Source organism: Lysinibacillus sp. NPDC092081, assembly GCF_044755845.1.
Taxonomy (GTDB): domain Bacteria; phylum Bacillota; class Bacilli; order Bacillales_A; family Planococcaceae; genus Lysinibacillus.
On record NZ_JBIVRU010000012.1, the window covers coordinates 63,101 to 83,086 of the forward strand.

At 34.7% G+C, this 19,986-nt stretch carries 22 protein-coding genes and 1 pseudogene; 8 read left to right on the forward strand and 15 right to left on the reverse strand.

The window, feature by feature from the left end:
* Positions 1-76: 76 nt before the first annotated feature.
* A complete protein-coding gene (locus tag ACIQLB_RS16790; protein ID WP_400728104.1) occupies positions 77-997 on the reverse strand; it encodes a hypothetical protein in 921 nt (306 codons plus the stop codon).
* A gap of 208 nt (positions 998-1,205) precedes the next feature.
* Here ACIQLB_RS16790 and ACIQLB_RS16795 point away from each other — a divergent pair, with 208 nt between their 5' ends.
* From ACIQLB_RS16795 to ACIQLB_RS16805, 3 genes are all read left to right on the forward strand, one after another.
* Positions 1,206-3,398, forward strand: coding sequence for a sensor histidine kinase (locus ACIQLB_RS16795; protein WP_400728107.1), 2,193 nt, complete (start codon positions 1,206-1,208; stop codon positions 3,396-3,398).
* Complete coding sequence (locus tag ACIQLB_RS16800; RefSeq protein ID WP_400728110.1) at positions 3,391-4,017, forward strand: response regulator; 627 nt, start codon at positions 3,391-3,393, stop codon at positions 4,015-4,017. The genes ACIQLB_RS16795 and ACIQLB_RS16800 overlap by 8 nt, the downstream gene beginning before the upstream one ends.
* Positions 4,018-4,229: 212 nt before the next feature.
* Positions 4,230-4,430, forward strand: a complete 201-nt coding sequence (locus tag ACIQLB_RS16805) for a cold-shock protein (protein ID WP_053485982.1) — start codon at positions 4,230-4,232, stop codon at positions 4,428-4,430.
* A 68-nt stretch (positions 4,431-4,498) separates the two neighbouring features.
* On the opposite strand, the gene ACIQLB_RS16810 is transcribed toward ACIQLB_RS16805, so the two are convergent.
* Positions 4,499-4,930, reverse strand: coding sequence for a hypothetical protein (locus tag ACIQLB_RS16810; RefSeq protein ID WP_400728114.1), 432 nt, complete (start codon positions 4,928-4,930; stop codon positions 4,499-4,501).
* An 11-nt stretch (positions 4,931-4,941) separates the two neighbouring features.
* On the reverse strand, positions 4,942-6,111 hold the full coding sequence (gene ccsB, locus ACIQLB_RS16815; RefSeq protein ID WP_400728117.1) for a c-type cytochrome biogenesis protein CcsB: 1,170 nt from the start codon (positions 6,109-6,111) through the stop codon (positions 4,942-4,944).
* Between the two features lie 352 nt (positions 6,112-6,463).
* Here ccsB and ACIQLB_RS16820 point away from each other — a divergent pair, with 352 nt between their 5' ends.
* Positions 6,464-7,201 carry a class I SAM-dependent methyltransferase gene (locus ACIQLB_RS16820; RefSeq protein WP_400728120.1) on the forward strand — a complete coding sequence of 246 codons (738 nt, stop codon included), beginning with the start codon at positions 6,464-6,466 and terminating at the stop codon, positions 7,199-7,201.
* 175 nt (positions 7,202-7,376) lie between these two features.
* Here ACIQLB_RS16820 and ACIQLB_RS16825 read toward each other — a convergent pair whose 3' ends face one another.
* Complete coding sequence (locus ACIQLB_RS16825; RefSeq protein ID WP_400728122.1) at positions 7,377-7,877, reverse strand: GNAT family N-acetyltransferase; 501 nt, start codon at positions 7,875-7,877, stop codon at positions 7,377-7,379.
* 418 nt (positions 7,878-8,295) lie between these two features.
* On the opposite strand from ACIQLB_RS16825, the gene ACIQLB_RS16830 reads away from it, so the two are divergent.
* Positions 8,296-8,850, forward strand: a complete 555-nt coding sequence (locus tag ACIQLB_RS16830; protein ID WP_400728125.1) for a GNAT family N-acetyltransferase — start codon at positions 8,296-8,298, stop codon at positions 8,848-8,850.
* Between the two features lie 102 nt (positions 8,851-8,952).
* Here ACIQLB_RS16830 and ACIQLB_RS16835 read toward each other — a convergent pair.
* Together ACIQLB_RS16835 and ACIQLB_RS16840 are read right to left on the reverse strand one after the other, a co-directional pair.
* Positions 8,953-9,362 (reverse strand): annotated as a pseudogene (locus ACIQLB_RS16835) (histidine phosphatase family protein).
* Between the two features lie 11 nt (positions 9,363-9,373).
* Positions 9,374-10,003: a hypothetical protein gene (locus ACIQLB_RS16840; RefSeq protein WP_400728128.1), complete on the reverse strand. Its 630-nt coding sequence runs from the start codon at positions 10,001-10,003 to the stop codon at positions 9,374-9,376.
* Between the two features lie 557 nt (positions 10,004-10,560).
* Between ACIQLB_RS16840 and ACIQLB_RS16845 the strand changes: the two genes are divergently transcribed.
* Together ACIQLB_RS16845 and ACIQLB_RS16850 are read left to right on the forward strand one after the other, a co-directional pair.
* Complete coding sequence (locus tag ACIQLB_RS16845; protein ID WP_199777829.1) at positions 10,561-10,701, forward strand: aspartyl-phosphate phosphatase Spo0E family protein; 141 nt, start codon at positions 10,561-10,563, stop codon at positions 10,699-10,701.
* Between the two features lie 148 nt (positions 10,702-10,849).
* The gene (locus tag ACIQLB_RS16850; protein ID WP_400728131.1) at positions 10,850-11,314 is read left to right on the forward strand and encodes a hypothetical protein; all 465 of its coding nucleotides are present in this window, start codon (positions 10,850-10,852) and stop codon (positions 11,312-11,314) included.
* Between the two features lie 198 nt (positions 11,315-11,512).
* Here the strand turns inward: ACIQLB_RS16850 and thrS are convergent, their stop codons facing one another.
* The 4 genes from thrS to ACIQLB_RS16870 form a co-directional block, all read right to left on the reverse strand.
* Positions 11,513-13,441, reverse strand: coding sequence for a threonine--tRNA ligase (gene thrS, locus ACIQLB_RS16855; protein WP_400728134.1), 1,929 nt, complete (start codon positions 13,439-13,441; stop codon positions 11,513-11,515).
* Between the two features lie 439 nt (positions 13,442-13,880).
* Entirely contained in the window at positions 13,881-14,240 is a 360-nt protein-coding gene (locus tag ACIQLB_RS16860) for a hypothetical protein (RefSeq protein WP_400728137.1), read from the reverse strand.
* A gap of 121 nt (positions 14,241-14,361) precedes the next feature.
* On the reverse strand, positions 14,362-15,147 hold the full coding sequence (locus ACIQLB_RS16865) for a lipid II flippase Amj family protein (protein ID WP_400728330.1): 786 nt from the start codon (positions 15,145-15,147) through the stop codon (positions 14,362-14,364).
* Between the two features lie 395 nt (positions 15,148-15,542).
* Entirely contained in the window at positions 15,543-16,052 is a 510-nt protein-coding gene (locus tag ACIQLB_RS16870; protein WP_400728140.1) for a hypothetical protein, read from the reverse strand.
* Positions 16,053-16,418: 366 nt separating this feature from the next.
* Between ACIQLB_RS16870 and ACIQLB_RS16875 the strand changes: the two genes are divergently transcribed.
* On the forward strand, positions 16,419-16,766 hold the full coding sequence (locus ACIQLB_RS16875) for a hypothetical protein (protein ID WP_400728143.1): 348 nt from the start codon (positions 16,419-16,421) through the stop codon (positions 16,764-16,766).
* 133 nt (positions 16,767-16,899) lie between these two features.
* Here the strand turns inward: ACIQLB_RS16875 and ACIQLB_RS16880 are convergent, their stop codons facing one another.
* From ACIQLB_RS16880 to ACIQLB_RS16900, 5 genes are all read right to left on the reverse strand, one after another.
* Positions 16,900-17,364 (reverse strand): hypothetical protein, encoded by a 465-nt coding sequence (locus ACIQLB_RS16880; protein ID WP_400728146.1) that lies wholly within the window; start codon positions 17,362-17,364, stop codon positions 16,900-16,902.
* Positions 17,365-17,519: 155 nt separating this feature from the next.
* Positions 17,520-18,002, reverse strand: coding sequence for a GNAT family N-acetyltransferase (locus ACIQLB_RS16885; protein WP_400728149.1), 483 nt, complete (start codon positions 18,000-18,002; stop codon positions 17,520-17,522).
* Positions 18,003-18,013: 11 nt separating this feature from the next.
* Positions 18,014-18,361, reverse strand: a complete 348-nt coding sequence (locus ACIQLB_RS16890; RefSeq protein ID WP_400728151.1) for a DUF3147 family protein — start codon at positions 18,359-18,361, stop codon at positions 18,014-18,016.
* A complete protein-coding gene (locus tag ACIQLB_RS16895; protein ID WP_400728154.1) occupies positions 18,349-18,759 on the reverse strand; it encodes a MarR family winged helix-turn-helix transcriptional regulator in 411 nt (136 codons plus the stop codon). Before ACIQLB_RS16895 ends, ACIQLB_RS16890 begins: the two co-directional genes overlap by 13 nt.
* A 246-nt stretch (positions 18,760-19,005) precedes the next feature.
* Positions 19,006-19,977, reverse strand: coding sequence for an HD domain-containing protein (locus ACIQLB_RS16900; RefSeq protein ID WP_400728157.1), 972 nt, complete (start codon positions 19,975-19,977; stop codon positions 19,006-19,008).
* Positions 19,978-19,986 lie beyond the last annotated feature (9 nt).

Here is a 19,986-nt window from a genome sequence, read left to right on the forward strand (position 1 = left end):
CAGCTCCTTCAAGTATGCTGTTGACCATTATAACATCTAATAACTACATTTGGACGCCCAAAAATAAAAACAATATTTACATGTCAGAGCCAAAGGAATTGCTTTCCAGCTCTTTTGAGATTTCACTCTCAATCGAGACAAAAAACATTGGTAACAAAATAATATTAAATAAAATAGGACCAATAATAAGTATTAGATCCATCCCTGGGGAAAAATAGAGACCAAACGCAGTCAGTAAGCCCGACATGACTAGAAAAACAATTTGCACGACGATAATCATTAACGGAATGATTTGGTACATATAGTGAAGCTTTCGGAACTGATGCATGTTTTCTGGATTTTCAATAATTCTCTTTTTTAAGCGCCTTGATAAAATTAGACAGGCAATAAACTGTGCAATAATAAAACTAAAATAAATAACACTTTGTAGTACCATTTGCCCTTTCATAACCGTGCCATTAAAATGTCCTACCCTCTTCTGTAGTAGCTCGTTGACCGCTCCTTCATAAACATATTCCTGTTCACTAAAATAAGTGGGCGGTTCCACAAAGCCAAGAGTTGCCCAATTCTTTGAGTTGGCTTCCCAGTCGATTAATTTGCTAGCCAAAATGCGTAATTGAATGGCTTCATTTTCACCAAACATGCCTACTAAAAAAGTATAAGGTATCGCTACCTTCATTTGGCCATCTTGTTTTTCATTAATTAAATCTTTAATGGCAAAAGTATACGCAACATCTGTCTGGTGGGCTTCATAACGAGCATCCCCTATCTTCCAATGACTTGCTAAGGAAGATTCAATATTATTCATCATTTCAACATACGGCGTATCATTATGTAAATGCTTAGGAATCTTATAGACAAAACGATTGTCACCCCCAATAATGCAAATATCTACTTTCACCGCATCATTCTCAAAGTTCTTAGCGATTATTGTCTTCGGGTACGACATTATGACGACTAGAAAAAAAAGGATTACTGGCAACCCTTTCTTTGTCATGCAAGGCTCCCCCTTTTCGTCACATATGCTAGATTTACATTATCATAGGCTACACCGAAAAAACTACTTCGTTATTCCGAAAAACCGATAGTGGTTTTCCGAAACACCTTATTTCGGTATTCCAAAATTACCAAAAATTATGGATAATATATAGGTACTTAAGATTGAAATGGGGCAATATTATCATGCAAATAATTGTGAGAAAACTATGAGTAAATGGACATATAGTATTTTCATAACCTACCTACTCCTCGGTATTTATGTGCTTGTAGTGGCAATGCGAATACCTTACATTTGTATTTTTGTGGACACAACTAACGGACAACCTATCGTAGAAGAATTCTATTATCCCGATTGGGCACAGCAAAATAACATTGAAAAAGGTGATCTATTACTGACAATCGATGGCAAACCTGCAGAAGATGTTCGTTCTATCCAACTAGATTCTGTCGTTAGAAGTGCTAAGGAACTAACATTTATGAAGCCTGATAGTCATGTTCATTATGTTACAGTTAAGCATAAAGATATTCCGGAAGAATTATATTTGCAAATAATTTTTCCACTGTTTTATTTTGTCTTATCTTTTGGCGTTGCTATCTATTTATGGCGAAGAAATAAAGATAATCTGCTAACTAGTCTACTAACATTATTTTTATTAACTTGTTCATTGGCTTATATAAGTACAGGAGCCTCAGTTAGAGGAAATCTAATTGGATCATCAGTAATAACTATTGGTATCGTTTTATGCATAGTGCTTTTTATTCACTTTTTACAATTTTATTTCCGCTATCTACGTATAGAATGGCGCTACATCAATACTAAGTGGCTTTATTTACTATTACTATTGATACCTTGCTGTGATTTCATTGAAATAGTTAATTCTGACTTCAGGACGATAACATCATTAATTAACTTAGGAATGTTTGCTGTTCTAGTTCTCTATGCCATCTATATTTTACTAACGAGTTATTTACGAACTAAACTGGCAAAAATCCGTCTGATCACTATTGCGTTTATTACGCCTTTTCTGCCGTTTTTACTATTTTTCGTATTACCTGAAATATTATGTCAGAACCCTTTTTTACATGCTGAGGTAGCTGCATTATTTTTATTGTTTATTCCTTTTTCTTTTATCTTCATTCAAGTGAATGAACGATTATTCGATATTGAATATCAATTATCTCGTTTGCGCTATTATTCAACACTTGCTTTTTTTAGTGCACTAATATTAACTACGGGCGTTACCATATTGTTTATAGACAAATTATCGATTATTAAAATTACGAGCGCCTATATACTTGTATTCTTCGTCATCATTGCTAGCTTCTATATAAAAGAGCAGCTAGATTTTAAGTATCGAAAGATTATTTTTTCATCTACTGGCAATTATGTACATAATTTATATGCTGCTGTTAATCGTATGGGTAAAGCTAAAAATCAGCAAGAATTATTAGATCAATTCAAGTATGAAATAACCGAAAAGCTTGGTACTACAGCTTTTACGATTACAACAATAACGGAAGATGTGCCATTCACTCGTAGTGAAGTCAACATAGGGAATGAAATGACTCACCTGCTATTACATGATACAGGTGAAGAAAAAATGATGTTAAAAATTAGACATGTATTACAAAAAGAAGAGCTTCTTTGGTTAGAGTTGCTTGCCCTCTATGTTTCAATGTTTATTGATAATTTAAAGCTCATTGAAGATTTAGTATGTGAAATAAGGCTGATGAAGGATAACAATGATACACAGCTTCCTTGGCTCGATAAATTATTATGGAATATGATTGAAAAGGAAAAAAGTATTTTAGCACAAGAATTACATGACACTATTTTGCAGGAGCAACTTCATTTAGCGAGAGAGCTAGATGTCATTGCTAGCTCGCCGATAATAAAAAAAGAAAAGGTATTAGATATTCGAGAGAAATTACTGAATGCATCGCAGGATTTACGGGAGTATTGTGAGAATCTAAGCCCTCCATTGCTAGACACATTCGGGCTACAAATCGCCTTAAAAAAACTGATTCAAAAAGTGAAAATACGGGCCGACTTTTTATTAAAAGCCCAAATAGAGCGTGTCCAATTTCAGGATGTAACCTTACATTTAGTCGTCTATCGCCTTGTGCAGGAGCTTTTGAATAATGCAATTAAGCATGCTGAGGCAACTGAAGTTTCACTCAAACTGCAAGCGATAAATCGTGGTTTCATCCTTCAATACGATGATAATGGTATTGGCTGTGATATTGAAGATTTAATGCAATCTTCCGCTTCTATGGGCATTAACGGTATTCGACAACGTGTCCGTGCATTTAATGGAGACATCACAATAACCTCCAGTCATAATGAAGGAATGCATATATTTATTCAAATACAAGAGGACGTGGAATCATATGATTGATATTCTTATTGTAGATGACCATCCTGTCGTTTTAGATGGTACAAAAACTTTATTACAGGATTTAACAAATGTTCGTATAGACACAGAGCAGGATAGTGCAGCTGTTCTGTCGAGAATGGATGCTCAAGCTTTTCAATTGTTTTTGATCGATATTAATATGAAACCAATCAACGGCATCCAACTTTCAGAAATGATTAAGAAAAAGCAACCAGAAGTACTTATACTACTCTATACTGGCTATGAGCTTTCCGATTATTACGAACTACTGATTGAGAAAAAGGTCGATGGACTGTTATCAAAGCTTGCCACGAAAGAGCAAGTGATTCAAACCATTCAAGCTGCGCTAAGAGGCGAGATCCTATTAGCAGCTGATTTTTTAGATTTTGTACATCAGCGGACCAATCTATCAAATGTGCAACAAGATGTTTTACTAAGCGACAAGGAACAAGAGATTTTACAGCTTGTCGCGCAAGGCTGTACAAATAAAGCAATTGCTTCAGCTATTGGGGTCACACAGCGGACCGTTGAAAACTATTTATCCAAACTTTTTGTCAAACTAAACGTAGAATCACGTGCAGAGGCAGTAATTGTCGCTAAAGAGAAAGCTTGGATCAACTAAATATATTTAAAATATGTAAATTTTTTCTTACTAAAATCGGAATATACTGGATAAATGTATGAAACTGTTATATAATTAAAACAATAATTACATTACTTCATCTTAACCGTTAAAATCACGTATTCAAAAGTAATACGAGCTTTTGAATATGTGATTTTTTTGCAAGCGATCGAAGCAATATGATTGTTTAATTTTTTTGGGAGGTTGTTCACATGACACAAGGTACAGTAAAATGGTTTAACGCAGAAAAAGGTTTTGGTTTTATCGCAGTAGAAGGTGGAAATGATGTATTTGTACATTTCTCTGCTATTCAAACGGATGGCTTTAAAACTTTAGATGAAGGCCAAAAAGTGGAGTTCGGCGTAGAAGAAGGTAACCGCGGACCACAAGCAACTAATGTTGTAAAGATTTAATTTTAGCTTTAGAATAAACAGTGCAAAATTCAAGAGACATCCAAATTGCGGATGTCTCTTTTTTATGGTTATTTGATTTGCACGTCATCAGATTTTGAATGATAGCAAATCATATTCAATGTTCCAATATAAAATGGATAAAATAAGAACAGTGCAAAAAGAATTAACCCTTGTACAGGCGCTGGCATATCTCCCTGATAAGTGATTGGATACACACTAGCAAATATAAAAATGAATAACGCTGTATAGGGCAGCCAAAAAATTGTTGTCCAATAGACGAATCGACGATGTGCTATCCATTTAAATGTTAGTTTATATAGCGCAATAGTTGCTACAACAAAACCAACTCCATGAACAAGTAATGATAGGATATCGAAATATTGTCCTTCCCACTCCGTGAGTCTCACGATGCGATAATAATTTACTTGCATTTCTAGTGAAATAAAGAACATTAACCCATATAGCATACTCACTACATTCAGTTTAAGAAAATATTTCATTCACAGCACCCTTACGCGTAAGAATGTAAACCTGCAATGACAAGATTCACAAATACCTGGTTAAACACGATAATTCCAAAGCCAATAATCGCTAACCAAGCTGTCTTTTCCCCTTCCCAACCTTTAGAAAGTCGGAAATGAAGGAAAGCGGCATAAAATAAAAATGTTATAAGTGCCCACACTTCCTTAGGATCCCAGCCCCAATATCTACTCCAAGCAATCTGTGCCCAAATCATGGCAAACAACAGACCTCCCAAAGCGAACAACGGGAAACCTATAACAACAGCTCGATATGAAATTTCATCCATTAATGCTGGCTGTACGCGGTTCGTTAATGGCTTTAATAAAACAAGTAATCTTTTTCTCGTAATGAGCAAAATCAACGCATATAAAATTGTTCCAGCGATAAATGACCATACTATAGAATTCAATTTCTTCGCATCTATCTTGTTGGTAATCTGTAAAACGCCAACCTGATCCCCACTAGATGTTACTGCATCTTTATTGACAATTAGCGGCTTCATCGTATAAACGGCTGTTTCTTCCTTGCCTAGCTTATTTTCAAATTGAATCTCGATTTTATCTCCGGCTAAGTTAAAATAAGTGGCCACACCGATAAAACCAATTACGACAATTAAACAATACATAACAAATTCCAAGGCAAAAGTACTAATGGAAAATTTAGAAACATCTAATGTTCTTAATAAATAAATAATACCTGTTGCGAACGAAATCGATAAAATAGCACTTGAAAATGCAACTGTCATTACATGAATCGTTAACCAATTGCTTTGCAGTGATGGAACAAGTGGTGAAACCGCTTTTGTAAAAACGCTTCCATAACCGAGAATAATTAATGATACAGGGATGGTAAACAAACCTACCACAATTTGCTTATATAAAAAATGAATGATTAAATAGCTACCAGTAAGCATGATGCCAAAGAACGTCATAAACTCATACATATTACTTACAGGTGCATGATCAACAGCAATCCACCTTAATATGAAATACACTAGCTGTAAAGCAAAAGCCATATATGTAAATAGAAGCCCGACTTTTCCAAACATCTTTCCTTTTGATTTCACGGCAAGTCCAATCGGTATAATAGCGATCAGTAGTAAAATAAATGCCACGAACAATGAATTACTACTTAAACTTAATAATGTTTCTTTACTCAATGTAACATCCTCCAATGTATTTTTTTAGGAAACTGCATAATTACTCCCAATAAAAATAACGTCATTCATTAAAATAAGTGCCATCATTTCCCACTAAATAATATTATTTTTCGGAATTGTTACAATTTTATGGCATAAAAAACGTACAGTAAAGAAGAAAACTCTAAAAGACGTCCTCATGTCAAAAAACCATCTATACAATTAAATAGATGGTGAATTACAAAAGTTGGCATGACTCTACCTACATCTTACTAAAAATTGAAATAAAAGTATATTTCTTTCGAGTTGGCTATGTGACAATAAGTATGCGCAAATGTTACATAACGTTATGTTAGACAAGTGGAGGTTTACTATGAAACAAAATATTTATGACCATCTGGAATTTTTCCGTCAATATCAAAAGTTACGTCAAGGACCAAACAACTTCAATAATTTACTTGAACAGCCAGCGTTAAAATCCTTACTTCCTAATTTATCTAATTTACAAATGCTTGATATCGGCTGTGGAATGGGAGAATTTGCGTACTATTGTATAGAAAATAACGCACAGCATGTAACTGCTATTGATGTTTCAGAAAATATGCTGGCCATTGCTCAACATGAACATGCTCATCCACAAATAGACTACTATTTGCAAGCAATAGAGGATTATCATGCAGCTCCTAATAGCTTTGACTGTATAACAAGCTCGCTTTCCTTGCATTATATAAAGGATTTTAGTGCAGTGATTGGTAAAATTGCAAAAATGCTTCGTCCAGGTAGTATTTTGGTTTTTTCTGTAGAGCATCCGATTGTTACAGCTCGTAAAACAATGGAGGATAATTGGCTTTATGATGGCAGCGGCAATAGGAGCCATTTCGCGATTGACGATTACCAAGATGAGGGATTACGTGAGCGAACTTGGTTTGTGGATGGTGTTGTTAAATATCATCGTAGCATTTCTACAATCATCAATACATTAATCGCACATGGCTTAACGATTGAAAAAGTGCTAGAGCCGCTTCCTGATTCAGAAGCCATACAAAAACTGCCTTCCTTAGAAAAAGAGCATCGTCGCCCTTCTTTTTTATTAATACGAGCAAGAAAGTAATCTATCATAGTTGCAAGACTCGCAGCAGTACTTCTCTGCGAGTCTTGTCTTGCCACTTCTTTAATTTCACATAAATAATTCGGGATCACCATCGTTTTCAATTTGCCCATTTGTAATAAATCCCGCCGTTTTTCTGCAAAATTAAATAGCTACCCTCAGCAATAGTACAAGTACATCATTCCGAATTAAGTTTTTGTCTATCAATTTTTCTTATAATATAACGCATCACTTTAATCTCAGCCCTGAACCCTGTTGCCAGCCTTCCTTCATCAACAAATCCACATTTTTTATAAAGTGATTGTGCAGCAGTATTCGGTGGATTAACCCCTAGCACAAGCTCATTGATATTTGGGAAATGCTCCAAAACAAAGTCCGGCAAAAGTTGTAATGCTGCTTTCGCATAGCCTTTACCTTGTTCATAAAAGTCTGTCGAAAAGGCACGGATTAAAATTGCGTGGTCATTTGAGGAATATGGCTTAACACCCTCTTTTTCATGTAACACAAAGAAGGTCACGAGCTTGTCTTCAGCTAATACAAGAATAGCATGACGATTCGTATCCTTTTTTACTAGCTCAATACTAGCTTTCGGAGACATCGTATAGCGAAGCTGTTCCTCTGTGATCGTGTATCGTTCAATTAAGTAATCATCTTTTTCTTCATAAAATTTTAATTTCATCGAAGCTCTCCCTTTCATCTTTAGGCGCCGTAATCTTCTTCAAATCTATAAACTGCTTAAGATATGTTTCACAGGACTGTGCAATCACTTTATAGCTATCTGTGTCATGAACATCCGAATCATTTGTCCTACTCGTCCACCTTATTTAAATTATCCTCCGCTACAATTAGCTAAAAAAGGCTTACATTCAAAATATTAAAAAACGTCTATCAGTCAATAATAACCCAACATTTCCCTATTTGACATGCCTATTAAAATTATTTATTTCTACTAATTACCAAATATGCTACTATAATAATATCTAAACTAAAGGAGTTGTGCATATGAGTGCGGAAATTGCAGTAGATGTTTTGTTAATACAACAAATAATCCAAGGGGTGTAGACTCTAACTGCAGCCCTTGAACAAGGGAGAAAAAAATGGAAAATTATTTTAAAGAATTTCTAACAGGTCAAGCTATTACTTTACAACAAATGTCTTCCTCCGACTTAGAAGCATTTGTAAAAATCGAAAGTGAAAAGAAGACGTTGCTCCTTGCCAACGACGAGATTCCCTTTCCAAATACCTTCGAAGATCATTCTTCATTCTTTCAAAGTATTAGTGGAAAAAAAGAGGAGTTTATCTTCGGTATATTCGAAAAGTCGTCAAATGAGCTTATCGGCTCCTGCGGTGTCTATGGAATCAACTGGCAAAATAGTACTTGCTTTGTAGGCATATCGATTGGTGAACAATGGCATGGTAAAGGATTGGGATCGGATGCAATGAAAACTCTTATTCACTTTATTTTTAATTATATTTCCATTAATAAAATTAAGCTTCAGGTTTTCAGCTTTAATAAAGCAGCTATTCGTTCCTATGAAAAGTGTGGCTTTACAAAAGAAGGTATTCTTCGAAATGAGATTTTTCGCTTCGGCCAATTTCATGATGTAGTTTTATTTGGTCTATTACGCGAAGATTGGACTCAAATAGGATAAGCAATTTTCCACAGGTGGTGGAAATACTTCGGCTTTCTCGATAAATTCATGTTCTTTCTCGATAAAATGACCCAAGGGGCTGCCAGTAGACAGCCCCTTCTTCTATTCATCCCAAATTCTTTGAACATCACTTAACACGAAATGCTGAAATGTTAATTGATACACATCAGGCATTGAGAGTTTTTTCCAAAACGTGTATTCATATTGTGCATCAAAGTATTGCATCATTAAGACCATTATATTGCCGTGTGTACCAATCACTATATTGTCATTTGGATGTCCAATTATTAATTTTTGCAAGGATGTAATAGCCCGCTCTTTTGCGGTTTCATTTGATTCTCCACCATCTGAATGGCTCTTTTATATGGACTAGAATATATGGTATGGATATTTTTATTTTCAAATAATCTAGTAACACGATCCCTATCCTCAAAACCTCCAGAAAGCGAACGATTGTACTCATCTGCTGTATAGTGAGAATGAGCGTGTCTTACAAAATATATTACAGTCATTATTATTCCCTCTATTTTTCTTCAGATTTAGCTTTCTTTTCTTTCATATAATTGTATAAATCAACCTTCCACATACCATCCTCTTTTAGTAAAGCAAATATCTTACGATAGTGAGAGCTGCCGAAAATTATATCCAATTGAACAATTGCTATATTTTCTGTACTAGTCTCTTTATCCAATGAAATATTATTGTAATATCGGTACATTAAATAATCCTGTATTTGTTCATCTAATAAATAATTTATATACTCTGCTATAAAGGTTTCTTTATCTGGAAGCTCATAGTTATTGTAGGTAATTGCATAGAGTTTATCGAAATTATGCTCAAATACTAAATTCATCATAATTAACACCATTTCCTCTGGTGTAAAAGTCTTTAAACTATTAATATTCCCATTGCCTAAGAATTCTTCATATAAATCTCTTTTTTCTTTTGTAAATTCCTCTAAATATGTAAAATCATAATCCCTATCACTGACTGGAGGAGTCGATTTAGAATCTTCCACATGTTGAACGGTATCGTTAGTATCCGCTGTGGGTCCTGGAGATTCTCCTGATTTTGTTTTCACTTCTGAACATGCTATTAACATTATACTAGAAACGACAATTACGCTTAATATTAGCAACCTTAACTTCAACACTGTATACCTCCCCCTATCATTTAATAGATTCATAAACTAATTTACCCACCATTCTGTATATTTCGAAAATTCTCAACATTTTCAACCAGATAGAAATCTTCTCAATAACAAACAACAAAGAAGTTTATTTGATAAATTGTGACAAGATACGAATTTCATTAAAATTTCCGTCAATACCTACATAAAATTTTATAGTAAAAAAGATGCTAATCTATTAAATATCGCTCTTAACATTTTCTAAAATCTAGCCAAAAAAAAACCCTAATATTCTTCTATTTAGGGTAATAAAACATGCAAATACTACAATAAAAGGTATTTTAAACAGGTCAAATTATTCAATGTTACTATTTTTTATTTTTACCACCATATAAGTATTAATATATTTTCCTATGACTAAATTACGAATTTCTAAACCTATACACAATGTGACATATTTTTCATTTTAGGTGAGATACAATGAAAAAGTTGAATCGAGGTCAATGTATTTCAAGAATATGAAGAAAAAATTTTAGGGGGAAAAGATTTTGGTTAATATATCGTTTAAACAATTCTTGAAGATGGAGATTGAAAACAAAAGGAAAGATATGTATAAAAAGGCTATGGATTTAGGTTTCACCCATCCTAGCGTGGTAGATTGTAGTCAAGAATTAGATGACCTACTAAATAAATATTCAAAAGCGATCAATAAAGCCAGCTGAAACGATTTCCGATGATTCGTCAAGTTTTATCCTGTATTAGGTTCCGGTAATAAAATAGACAGCAAATTCCTATTGCTGTTGTAAAGATGCGTATAAATAACATAAAAATGGGATATCTTCTTTATGACAGGAAAAAGGAGGCCTAAAAATGCAGGTATTTTTTTTATCATTGGTCGTTTCAAGCTTTTTACTACAGCAGCCTCAAGATTCAGTAGAAAATATAGCACCGATTCTTTGCATACCTTCTGGAACTACATCTTATAAATATCCTAATAATCAATATCAGACATTTCGTACTGAGAATGATTTTTATCATCAATTAGACAAGACAATCTATGAGGAATATAACGATGCTACTTTAGACATTCGTCAAAAAATAGCCTTTAAGGACGTACCGAAGGCTGAGGAAACATTTCATCTAAAAACTAATTTTATACGTGAAAAAATAGACCTCTCTCAACATACTTTTATTCATCCCAATCGACAAGTATATTTTTTAGCATCCTTTAAGCAAAATAATCAGGAGACTTATTATAAATACCTGGTCATTGACGCTGAGACCCAAACTATCCTGTTAGGAAATAGTAATTATCAAAGTAATTCCATCAATTAAATTTATTTTGTTTGTTGTTTAGTTTATTGTATGCTTGAAAACTTGATAATAGTAGCAAAATTGATGAAAAAATCAACATTTTTCAGTAAATTTAGAAAAACATATATTACAACATACATTTCATGGCTGTTTATAGCTCGACTCGAGGGAGCAGTGACTTACCCCTTGAGTCGAGCTATATTGTTATAGAGGAATCGTTTATTTCCGTTTAGAAGATAAAGCTTTTTGCCGTACTTCTTGCTTTATCTCCTCTATAAACTGTTGCAATGGTTTTTCAATTAATGCTTGCTGACCATATTTACGAACAGTGACATGTTGATGATTCATTTCTTTATCACCAAGCACTAAAATATAAGGTATTTTTTTCATTTGAGCTTCACGAATTTTTTTACCGAGCTTTTCTTGTCGATCGTCAATACTTACACGGATTTGTTCCTTTTGTAAAGCATCAACTACTTGCTGTACATATTCTTGATGTGTTTCTGCAACCCCAATTACTTTTACTTGCTGAGGTGCAAGCCACGTTGGGAACGCCCCTCCAAAATGCTCAATTAATATGCCTAAAAAGCGATCAATAGAACCGAATACCGCTCGATGTATAACGACAGGTCTTACTTTTTCATTCTGTTCATTGACATACGTTAAATCGAATTTCTCAGGTAGTTGGAAATCGAGCTGTACCGTTGCGCATTGATGACTGCGATGTATGGCATCTTTAATATGAATATCAATTTTTGGTCCATAAAACGCTCCGTCACCTTCATTAATTGTATAGGGAAAGCCTAGATTCGTTAGTACATTTTCTAACGCCGCTTCGGCTTGATTCCAAAGTTCAAGTTCACCCATATAATCCGCTGGACGTGTTGATAATTCTATATCATATTGGAAGCCAAAAACCCGGTATACCTTATCAATAATTTTCAGTGCAAGTGCAATTTCATCTTCAATTTGCTGTGGCGTAACAAAAATATGTGCATCATCCTGACAAAAAGTACGAACTCGTAAAAGGCCATTTAATGCGCCGCTAAATTCATGTCGATGAACTTGGCCAAATTCAGCCATACGAATCGGTAAATCTCTATACGAATGGTAATCATTTTTAAAAATTAGCATATGTCCAGGGCAATTCATAGGCTTTAATGCGAAGCTTTGGTCGTCTACTTGTGTAAAGTACATATTGTCTTTATAGTGATGCCAATGTCCTGACTGCTCCCATAGACGCTGATTCATCATCAATGGTGTCCGTACTTCTTGATAATCAAATTTTGTTTGTAAATGACGTAAATAAGACTCCAATTCGTTGCGAATTATTTGACCATTTGCTAAATAAAATGGCATCCCTGGTGCTTCTTCTGAAAACATAAATAACGCTAGTTCTTTTCCTAACTTCCGGTGATTCCGCTTCTCCGCTTCTTCTAGGAAAACAAAATATTCCTCAAGCTCTTTTTTTGAGGCAAATGCTACACCGTAAATACGCTGAAGCATTTGATTATTGCTATCTCCACGCCAGTAAGCTCCTGATACATTCATTAATGTAAAGTGTTGTAATTTACCTGTAGAAGGTACATGAGGTCCACGACATAGATCATAAAAATCTCCTTGTTCATAAACCGTCACAACTTCATGTTCTGGAATATCTTCTAATAACTCTAACTTTAGCGCATCATGAGCAAATAGCTGTTGTGCCTCAGCTCTTGTTACTTCTTTACGCTGTATTTGTATATTCTCTTGAACAATTTGCTTCATCATTTTTTCAATTTGCTGCAAATCACTTGGCGCAAAGGAATGCTCGATGTCGATATCATAATAAAACCCATTTTCTATAACTGGGCCAATCCCAAATTGAGCATCAGGGTATAAACGCTTAATTGCCTGGGCTAACAAATGGGCTGTTGAATGACGTATCACCTGAATCCCTTCTTTTGAGCTAGCATCATACAGGGATATTTGTGTATCTTCCAAAATCGGGCACGTCAAATCAATGATGGTTCCGTTCACACTCCCTACGATTGCTTTTTTACGTAAAGTGGGACTAATCGCTTGTGCAATGTCGGTTAGTGTAACACCTTTTGAAAATACTTGTTGTTTACCATCTGGAAATTGAATGTTAATAACTTGATTTGACATGTTCTCTACTCCTTTATTTTAAAAATAAAAAAAACACATATTCGCCCCATAAAGGGACGAGCATGTGTTGATTACCCGTGGTTCCACCCAAATTTCCACTAGATGCACTAGTGGCTCATTGAAATGCAGTAACGTTGCATTAACGGTGCAAGTTTCCAAGCACTGCTCAAAGGTAGTAAGTTTTAATAGCTGCATTAGGAAGCTTTCAGCCATGGCCGCCCTCTCTGTGAATCGTTTATCAAAACTCGTGTCCTTCTCATCGCCAATTTCATTGCTTTGTGAAATTGTTATTTACTATAACGAATACTCCAATACTTGTCAATATCAGAATTTTTTTTATAAAATGATTTCAACTCTTTGCGCAATTATGTACTTGACTGCACATTCCACTTTTAGCAGGAAAGTTGCGATATAAAATCGCGTTCCCTATGCTCAATTTTCATCCACTTCGCACTTCTAAAGTCTCATTATGTGACTGCCACTTAACGTGAATGGTTGGTGCAGCATCCTTTTTAAATATTTTTGCACTTTCTTTTTTCTTTAAGATAAATTGCTTATCCGTATTCACTCGGACGTCACTGAAAGATTGTGATTCTTTAGCCCCTTTTATCGTTACTTGTAAATCACCTAAGTCTTTCTCTTCTCCAAGATAGAAAATTCGTAAACCATCCTCTGTATTACTATGATATACGGCCTTCCAGTGCTCACTTTTCGCTATGTAATGGATCTCCTCTTGTTGATTCGTACTACAAGCAACTAACACAAACATCATTAAAATTAGGAAGCATAATTTTTTCATTAGATATCGATTTTCCTTTCTTTGAAAGTTATCATATTAATATCAACTTCGATCTATCCTTCTTAATTCCTTGAGAAAGCTATTATTCGGCTAGAATAGTTATTATCAATGTATATCCCCCTTACATGAATTGTGTAAACCAAGCTATATATTTTGCTCCAGGTATAAATAATAGCTGTGCCAAAAATGTGCCTAGCAGCCTTGATCCCATCATCATCACAGAAGCTCGTTTAAGACTTAAGTAGCTGCCTCTTTGATTGATAACATCATCTGCTAGAATGGAAATTTTCGGGTCAATAAATATGATTAGTAACATCGTCGCTACACCGTTAATAAGTCCTGATGACATGACAGCAGTATTCGATCTTTCAGGAACTAATAAAGCGGCGTAAAGTGCAGATAGAACACCAATTGTATAGATGGCCGTAATAACGACATTAATAATAAATAATTTAAGGGGAATATCACGCCAACTAATACCTTTTAAGTATGAAAAGCTTGGCATATGAATATGTTTTATTGCCCGTTTGACATAGTCGATACTAAAGCTTTTTTTGAATAATGCTGGAATGGAGCCTCTTTCCTCAGACAGATGAATAATAGCCCTTGAAAATATTGCTACAAATGTCGGCAATAGTAGAATGCCTACCAATGTACCTACTGAAGCGGCACCAATAAGTATGCGGAACTGCTGCTCCACAAATGCTAATGTGTTTTCCTTTGGTGCTGTGTCAGTCAGACTTCCGGTAAAAGGCTGCTGCATCATGTTTGCCAGCCTTGAAAACATGACCATCACATTAAATAAGGATAGTGCAGAAGCTAATAATTTTACACGCGCACCCGATAATCGAACTGCATACGCAAGTGTCTCGATCGAATGAATGATAAGAATAAATAAAGCAATCATGATCAATTTATCTGTTAAAATATCCAAAGTCTTTTCCCTACTTTTCATTTGTTGATTCGTAATCGTTTGATCCTAGCTTGTACATATACTGTCCATTCTTCGTGAGGAATTGTCACCATCTTGGTAGCCAATGCCATGAGGATATTCCTCATATGAATTATATTTTATTTAGGTCGTAATAAATTTGATGTACTTTTGACCTTCTGGGCATCTTGACAGGATTCCCATTCACATTCCATTTTCCAAGATTGTCCCTTTCTAATAAGGAATACAGCCGAGACACTCCCTCCTTTTAATATTTACGAAATTCACTTTAATAAGTTCCGTTATTTTCCTACCAATTAGAAAAGCTATTCATTAGGTTTTTCCTCCTAATGAATAGCTTTTCTCAGTATTTAATGATTCACTGCAAAGTCATTATTCCAGCTAGTTGAATCAGATAGCTGATAGGTCACCATATTGGCGGTTACCGCAAGAATCACACCCGCACTGGATTGAACTGTAGAAATAGGGTCCTCTAACACTAATACAACATACCCCTCACCCCGTCCCAGATGATCTATTGCATTTGTAGTGTTTATTTCGAAGGTTGTATACGTTTTCTCATTTGTAGCAGGCAGTAATCGATCCTCTTGATAGGCTCCGTTTTCCTTTAAATTATAGCAAACAGGCATCCATCCTTTTGACCAATCAATACTGCCTATTATATCTTTTTTACGATGCGCCAGTTTGCCAATTGAAAACGTAAAATATATCTTCATAATAGCTTGATCTAATTCATTTTTCCCTTCACATACAGCTGTTACTTCCAGCTTAATATCCCCGTTCGAATGCTTCCTAATAACCACTAAAGTCACAGTGAAAATACAGATAACAAGTACTATTCCGATGACGACAAACCCCATTTAGTCCCTCCTAACATTGCAATGACTGTTACTATTAGATTACCATGTTTTAGGAGAAATAGTATTTTTTCATCAAACAATCTTATGAAATGACACGGGCATAAATGATAAGACATAAAACGAGTATGTTGCGTATTAACGAGCAATAATTTATCTGAACCGAAAGTGAAACGTCAAGTACAAGGCTCTTAACTCAAAATTTTATGAATGCAATGAAGTTAGGTGGGAGGTTAACTGACCGAAAAGCACGAGCATTTTTTGCATTTTTCACCAAAATCACCAGCTGTTTAACACTAATATTTACCACTTACTTTAGAAGTAATTCTCAACTATACTAAAGTGAATTTATTTTTAAGGAGATTTATTATGAGAACGTTTGTACCTTGCCCAAATTGTCAAGAAGCAATAACACTTGATGACTTTGAGGATTTTTCATCACCATTTACTATGAAATGTCCATACTGCGACGCCAAATTAAAAGAAACAAAAGTAACCCCATTACTTTTAATTGGTTTGATTGCTATACTTCCTTTATTAATTTTCATAACAAAAACATTAGTACCTATACTAACCGACACAATCCCTGTTATTGAAAAAATAGCTCCCCCTATCGTATATACGGCAGTACTATATCCGTTTTATGCTCTTTATGAGCGATTCAATGGACTTATTATGTTTAATAAAGGCAATATACAATTGAAAAAACGACAGTGATAAGCGTGATATTCTCACGCTTTTTTGTTTTTAGTAGCTTTCAAACCTATCTAAACTTATGTATCTATTCCAGCTTAATAAAAATGGTTTAAAACAGCAAATCAGTGGGGAAAGAAACCTCCACTGATTAACTTTATTTAGTAGTCTGTAGCTCAGCTGTTAAAGTAAATGGCATTTTTAAATAATCGTACTTAATCGTTATTGTTTTAATATTAGGTGCTTCAACCTTTACTGCATAATGCTGAGGTTGCTTTCCAATGGCCTTGCGATCTATGTATTGACTAGGAAAAATGTTTACTTGCCTTAACTTATGATACGTAATATTCGGATTGCCTACCAGCTTCGTTTCTGCTTCAAATGGTTCAGACTTACTCACGACAAGCTCGATATTTTCAGGCACTTTATCATTGACAAGTATTTGCTGAAGCTTTATATCACGTAGTCCTTTATTCTCTATTTCTACGATTCTTATAGTTGAATCACCTGTAGAATTCGTATAGCTGTTCATGACAAGTGGTGGGTTGCTTTTTAAATATATGATGAATGCTCCTCCCACCACTAGAACACTAAATAATAAAACAAATAGTAATTTTTTCATTTCATTCCTCACTTTCTTGCACCCTACCAAGTATAGCGAGAAATCGTAGGTGATGAAACCTTGAAAATATACTGTGAGGATTTTTCTTCACCAAGCAGTTAATCAACCATCTAACAAGTGGGAATTTTACACCTAATTAAAAACAACCTGACTCATTATAAGCCAGATTGCTTTACTAACCGTATTTCATCACGTATTGGAATCCCATCATAACCGATTAAAGGAATTTCAGGTTTATACGCTCTTGCTTGTTCGACCGCATTTTGTATGATTTCGACTAAGTAATAGCCTCGCTTTTGATAAAATTTTAATGCATGTAAATTATCATTTGTCGTAATGAGGGAAATCATTGTACAGCCTTGTTCAAACGCATTTTGCTCAACTGCTTGTACAAGCAATGAACCAATCCCCTTTCCTTCTACAATACTATCAAGGGAAATAATTTCACATTCTTCAGCACGAATGATATACGTCACGAGACCTAATATCATGTTTTGTCCATCGACATAAGCGAAGCCATCTAATTTACTACAGTCATAAATCCCACTGGAAATGACCATTTCTGTACTTCCCCAATGCTCCGTAAAAAACGGCAACACATCATTTTGGGGTAATTGTTGAATAGGAATTACTGTCATCTATTATTCTCCTAAATTGAAATATTAAACACACTTGCAATTGCTTTTTGAACACCTAGAAATATTGCCCACGAAACGACACCTAGTCCAATGGCTAAAACAATATGGATTGATGATTTCATCGCCATATAAATAACAAACAGCATAAACATTGTGGCTGGTAACCCAACAATTACACCAACTGTAAATCGTTGAATATGCTCACTCGACTCACTTTGCACAGTAAGCCAAATGATACTTAAAATACTGACAAGTGGTAGTGCTGCAATAATGCCTCCATATGAAGGAAATCTTCTAGCAACCTCAGTAACAATACCAATAACGGCTGCCGAACAAAGAATTTTTACTAATGTGTACATTTTTTAGACACCTCACTTAATAAACGAAATGCCTGTAAAATTGTTTGTTGCTCTTCGTTTGATAGCCGGTTTAGTGCATGTTGTAGTTTCTCATCATCTAATTCTGAGTTTTTCTTTAAGATGTGAAACCCTTCTGCAGTTAAATGAAGATTTACCTTTCGTTGATCATCAATGGCCCGCTCCTTTTTCACCCAGCCATTACGCTCCAGCTTTTTTATATGCTCAGACGCTGTATTTTGAGAAATATTCAGTAACTCTGCAATATTACGGACTGTTACTTCATCTTCCTTTTGAATCATCTGTAAAATACGCACGCTTTGATGCGAAATTGACTCTTCATGCGTTGTATGTAGATGGTAGAAAATCGATGTAAAATAGTTATTTAAATCTTTAATCATTGAATTAACTCCTTTAATATATCGTTCGAAACGATTATATCGCAATGCACGATATAATAAAAGATAATTCTTTTCATTTACTTTAAAGTTTATATATTCAGATAGTTCGTTAGAAAGCAGAAGGGGCCGACAGTAGTCAGCCCCTTCACCCTTTTTATCTAAAAGAATCTCAATTTTCGACGAATATTGTGAATTTATCAAGATTTTTATATGATTTACCGAAACTTTTTAGCAAAAACGAGACATTCAAAGTATTTTCACAAACACACCCTGCTGAAACTTTTCCTTAGCAGCTACATTCATTTCTCTAACATCTTCAGATAATTCGCTTGCCCTTATTAATTGATTCTCAAAGTACAGCAAAGGATCGATAAGTCGAGTTTTTTTCTTTTGATGAATATCAAATTCTGACTGACTTACCCTCACTTTTACGTAAGGATGAAGCTGTTTTAAAAGGCTCTGCACTTGCCTATCATTTGAAGAGTTCATCAGTTCAATTAGTTCATGATCTTCCTTAAGAAAATCAGTGAGCGCAATAATCTTTTTATCTAATGCTAACTTTAACGTTTGTGAAAGTTTATCATAGGCATAAATGTTTAACGGATCCAAAAAGAAATCAAGCACTTCTTGATAATATGTTTTCACAAACCATTCTGCACGTTCAAGACTTTGAAGACACATCTTCCCTTGATGAACAATAATATCATTTATAAATTTTTGTATTTCTTCTAGTGAGGCTTGCCCATACACATACATATCCCTTAAAGTATAATCTATTCGATCTGCACATAAATCAGGAGCAGGTTGTTCGAGTAATTTCCATGTCGTAGTATTAAAAAGTAGATGTTCATAATCAAAGTTATACTTTTTAAGAATAATAGGAATTTCTGATTTATTAATAACATCTATAAATATTTCTTCATGATAATCTTCAGCTTTATTCTCAAGGACGAAATCAATGACATGCGAAAATGCTGTATGCGAAACATCGTGCAATAATCCTGCAATCTGCTCCTCTAAAGAACCACCGAGCTGTTTAATCAACAGCATGACACCTACCGAATGCTCATAACGTGTTACATTCCATCGGCTATTTACAAGATAACTTGCCCCACCTTGATGAATACCCTTTAACCTTTGCACCGGTTTACTCGAAATAAGTTCCGCTAACACATCATCTATCTCGAATTCACCATATAGATAATCAGAAATAATCATGTAAGCATC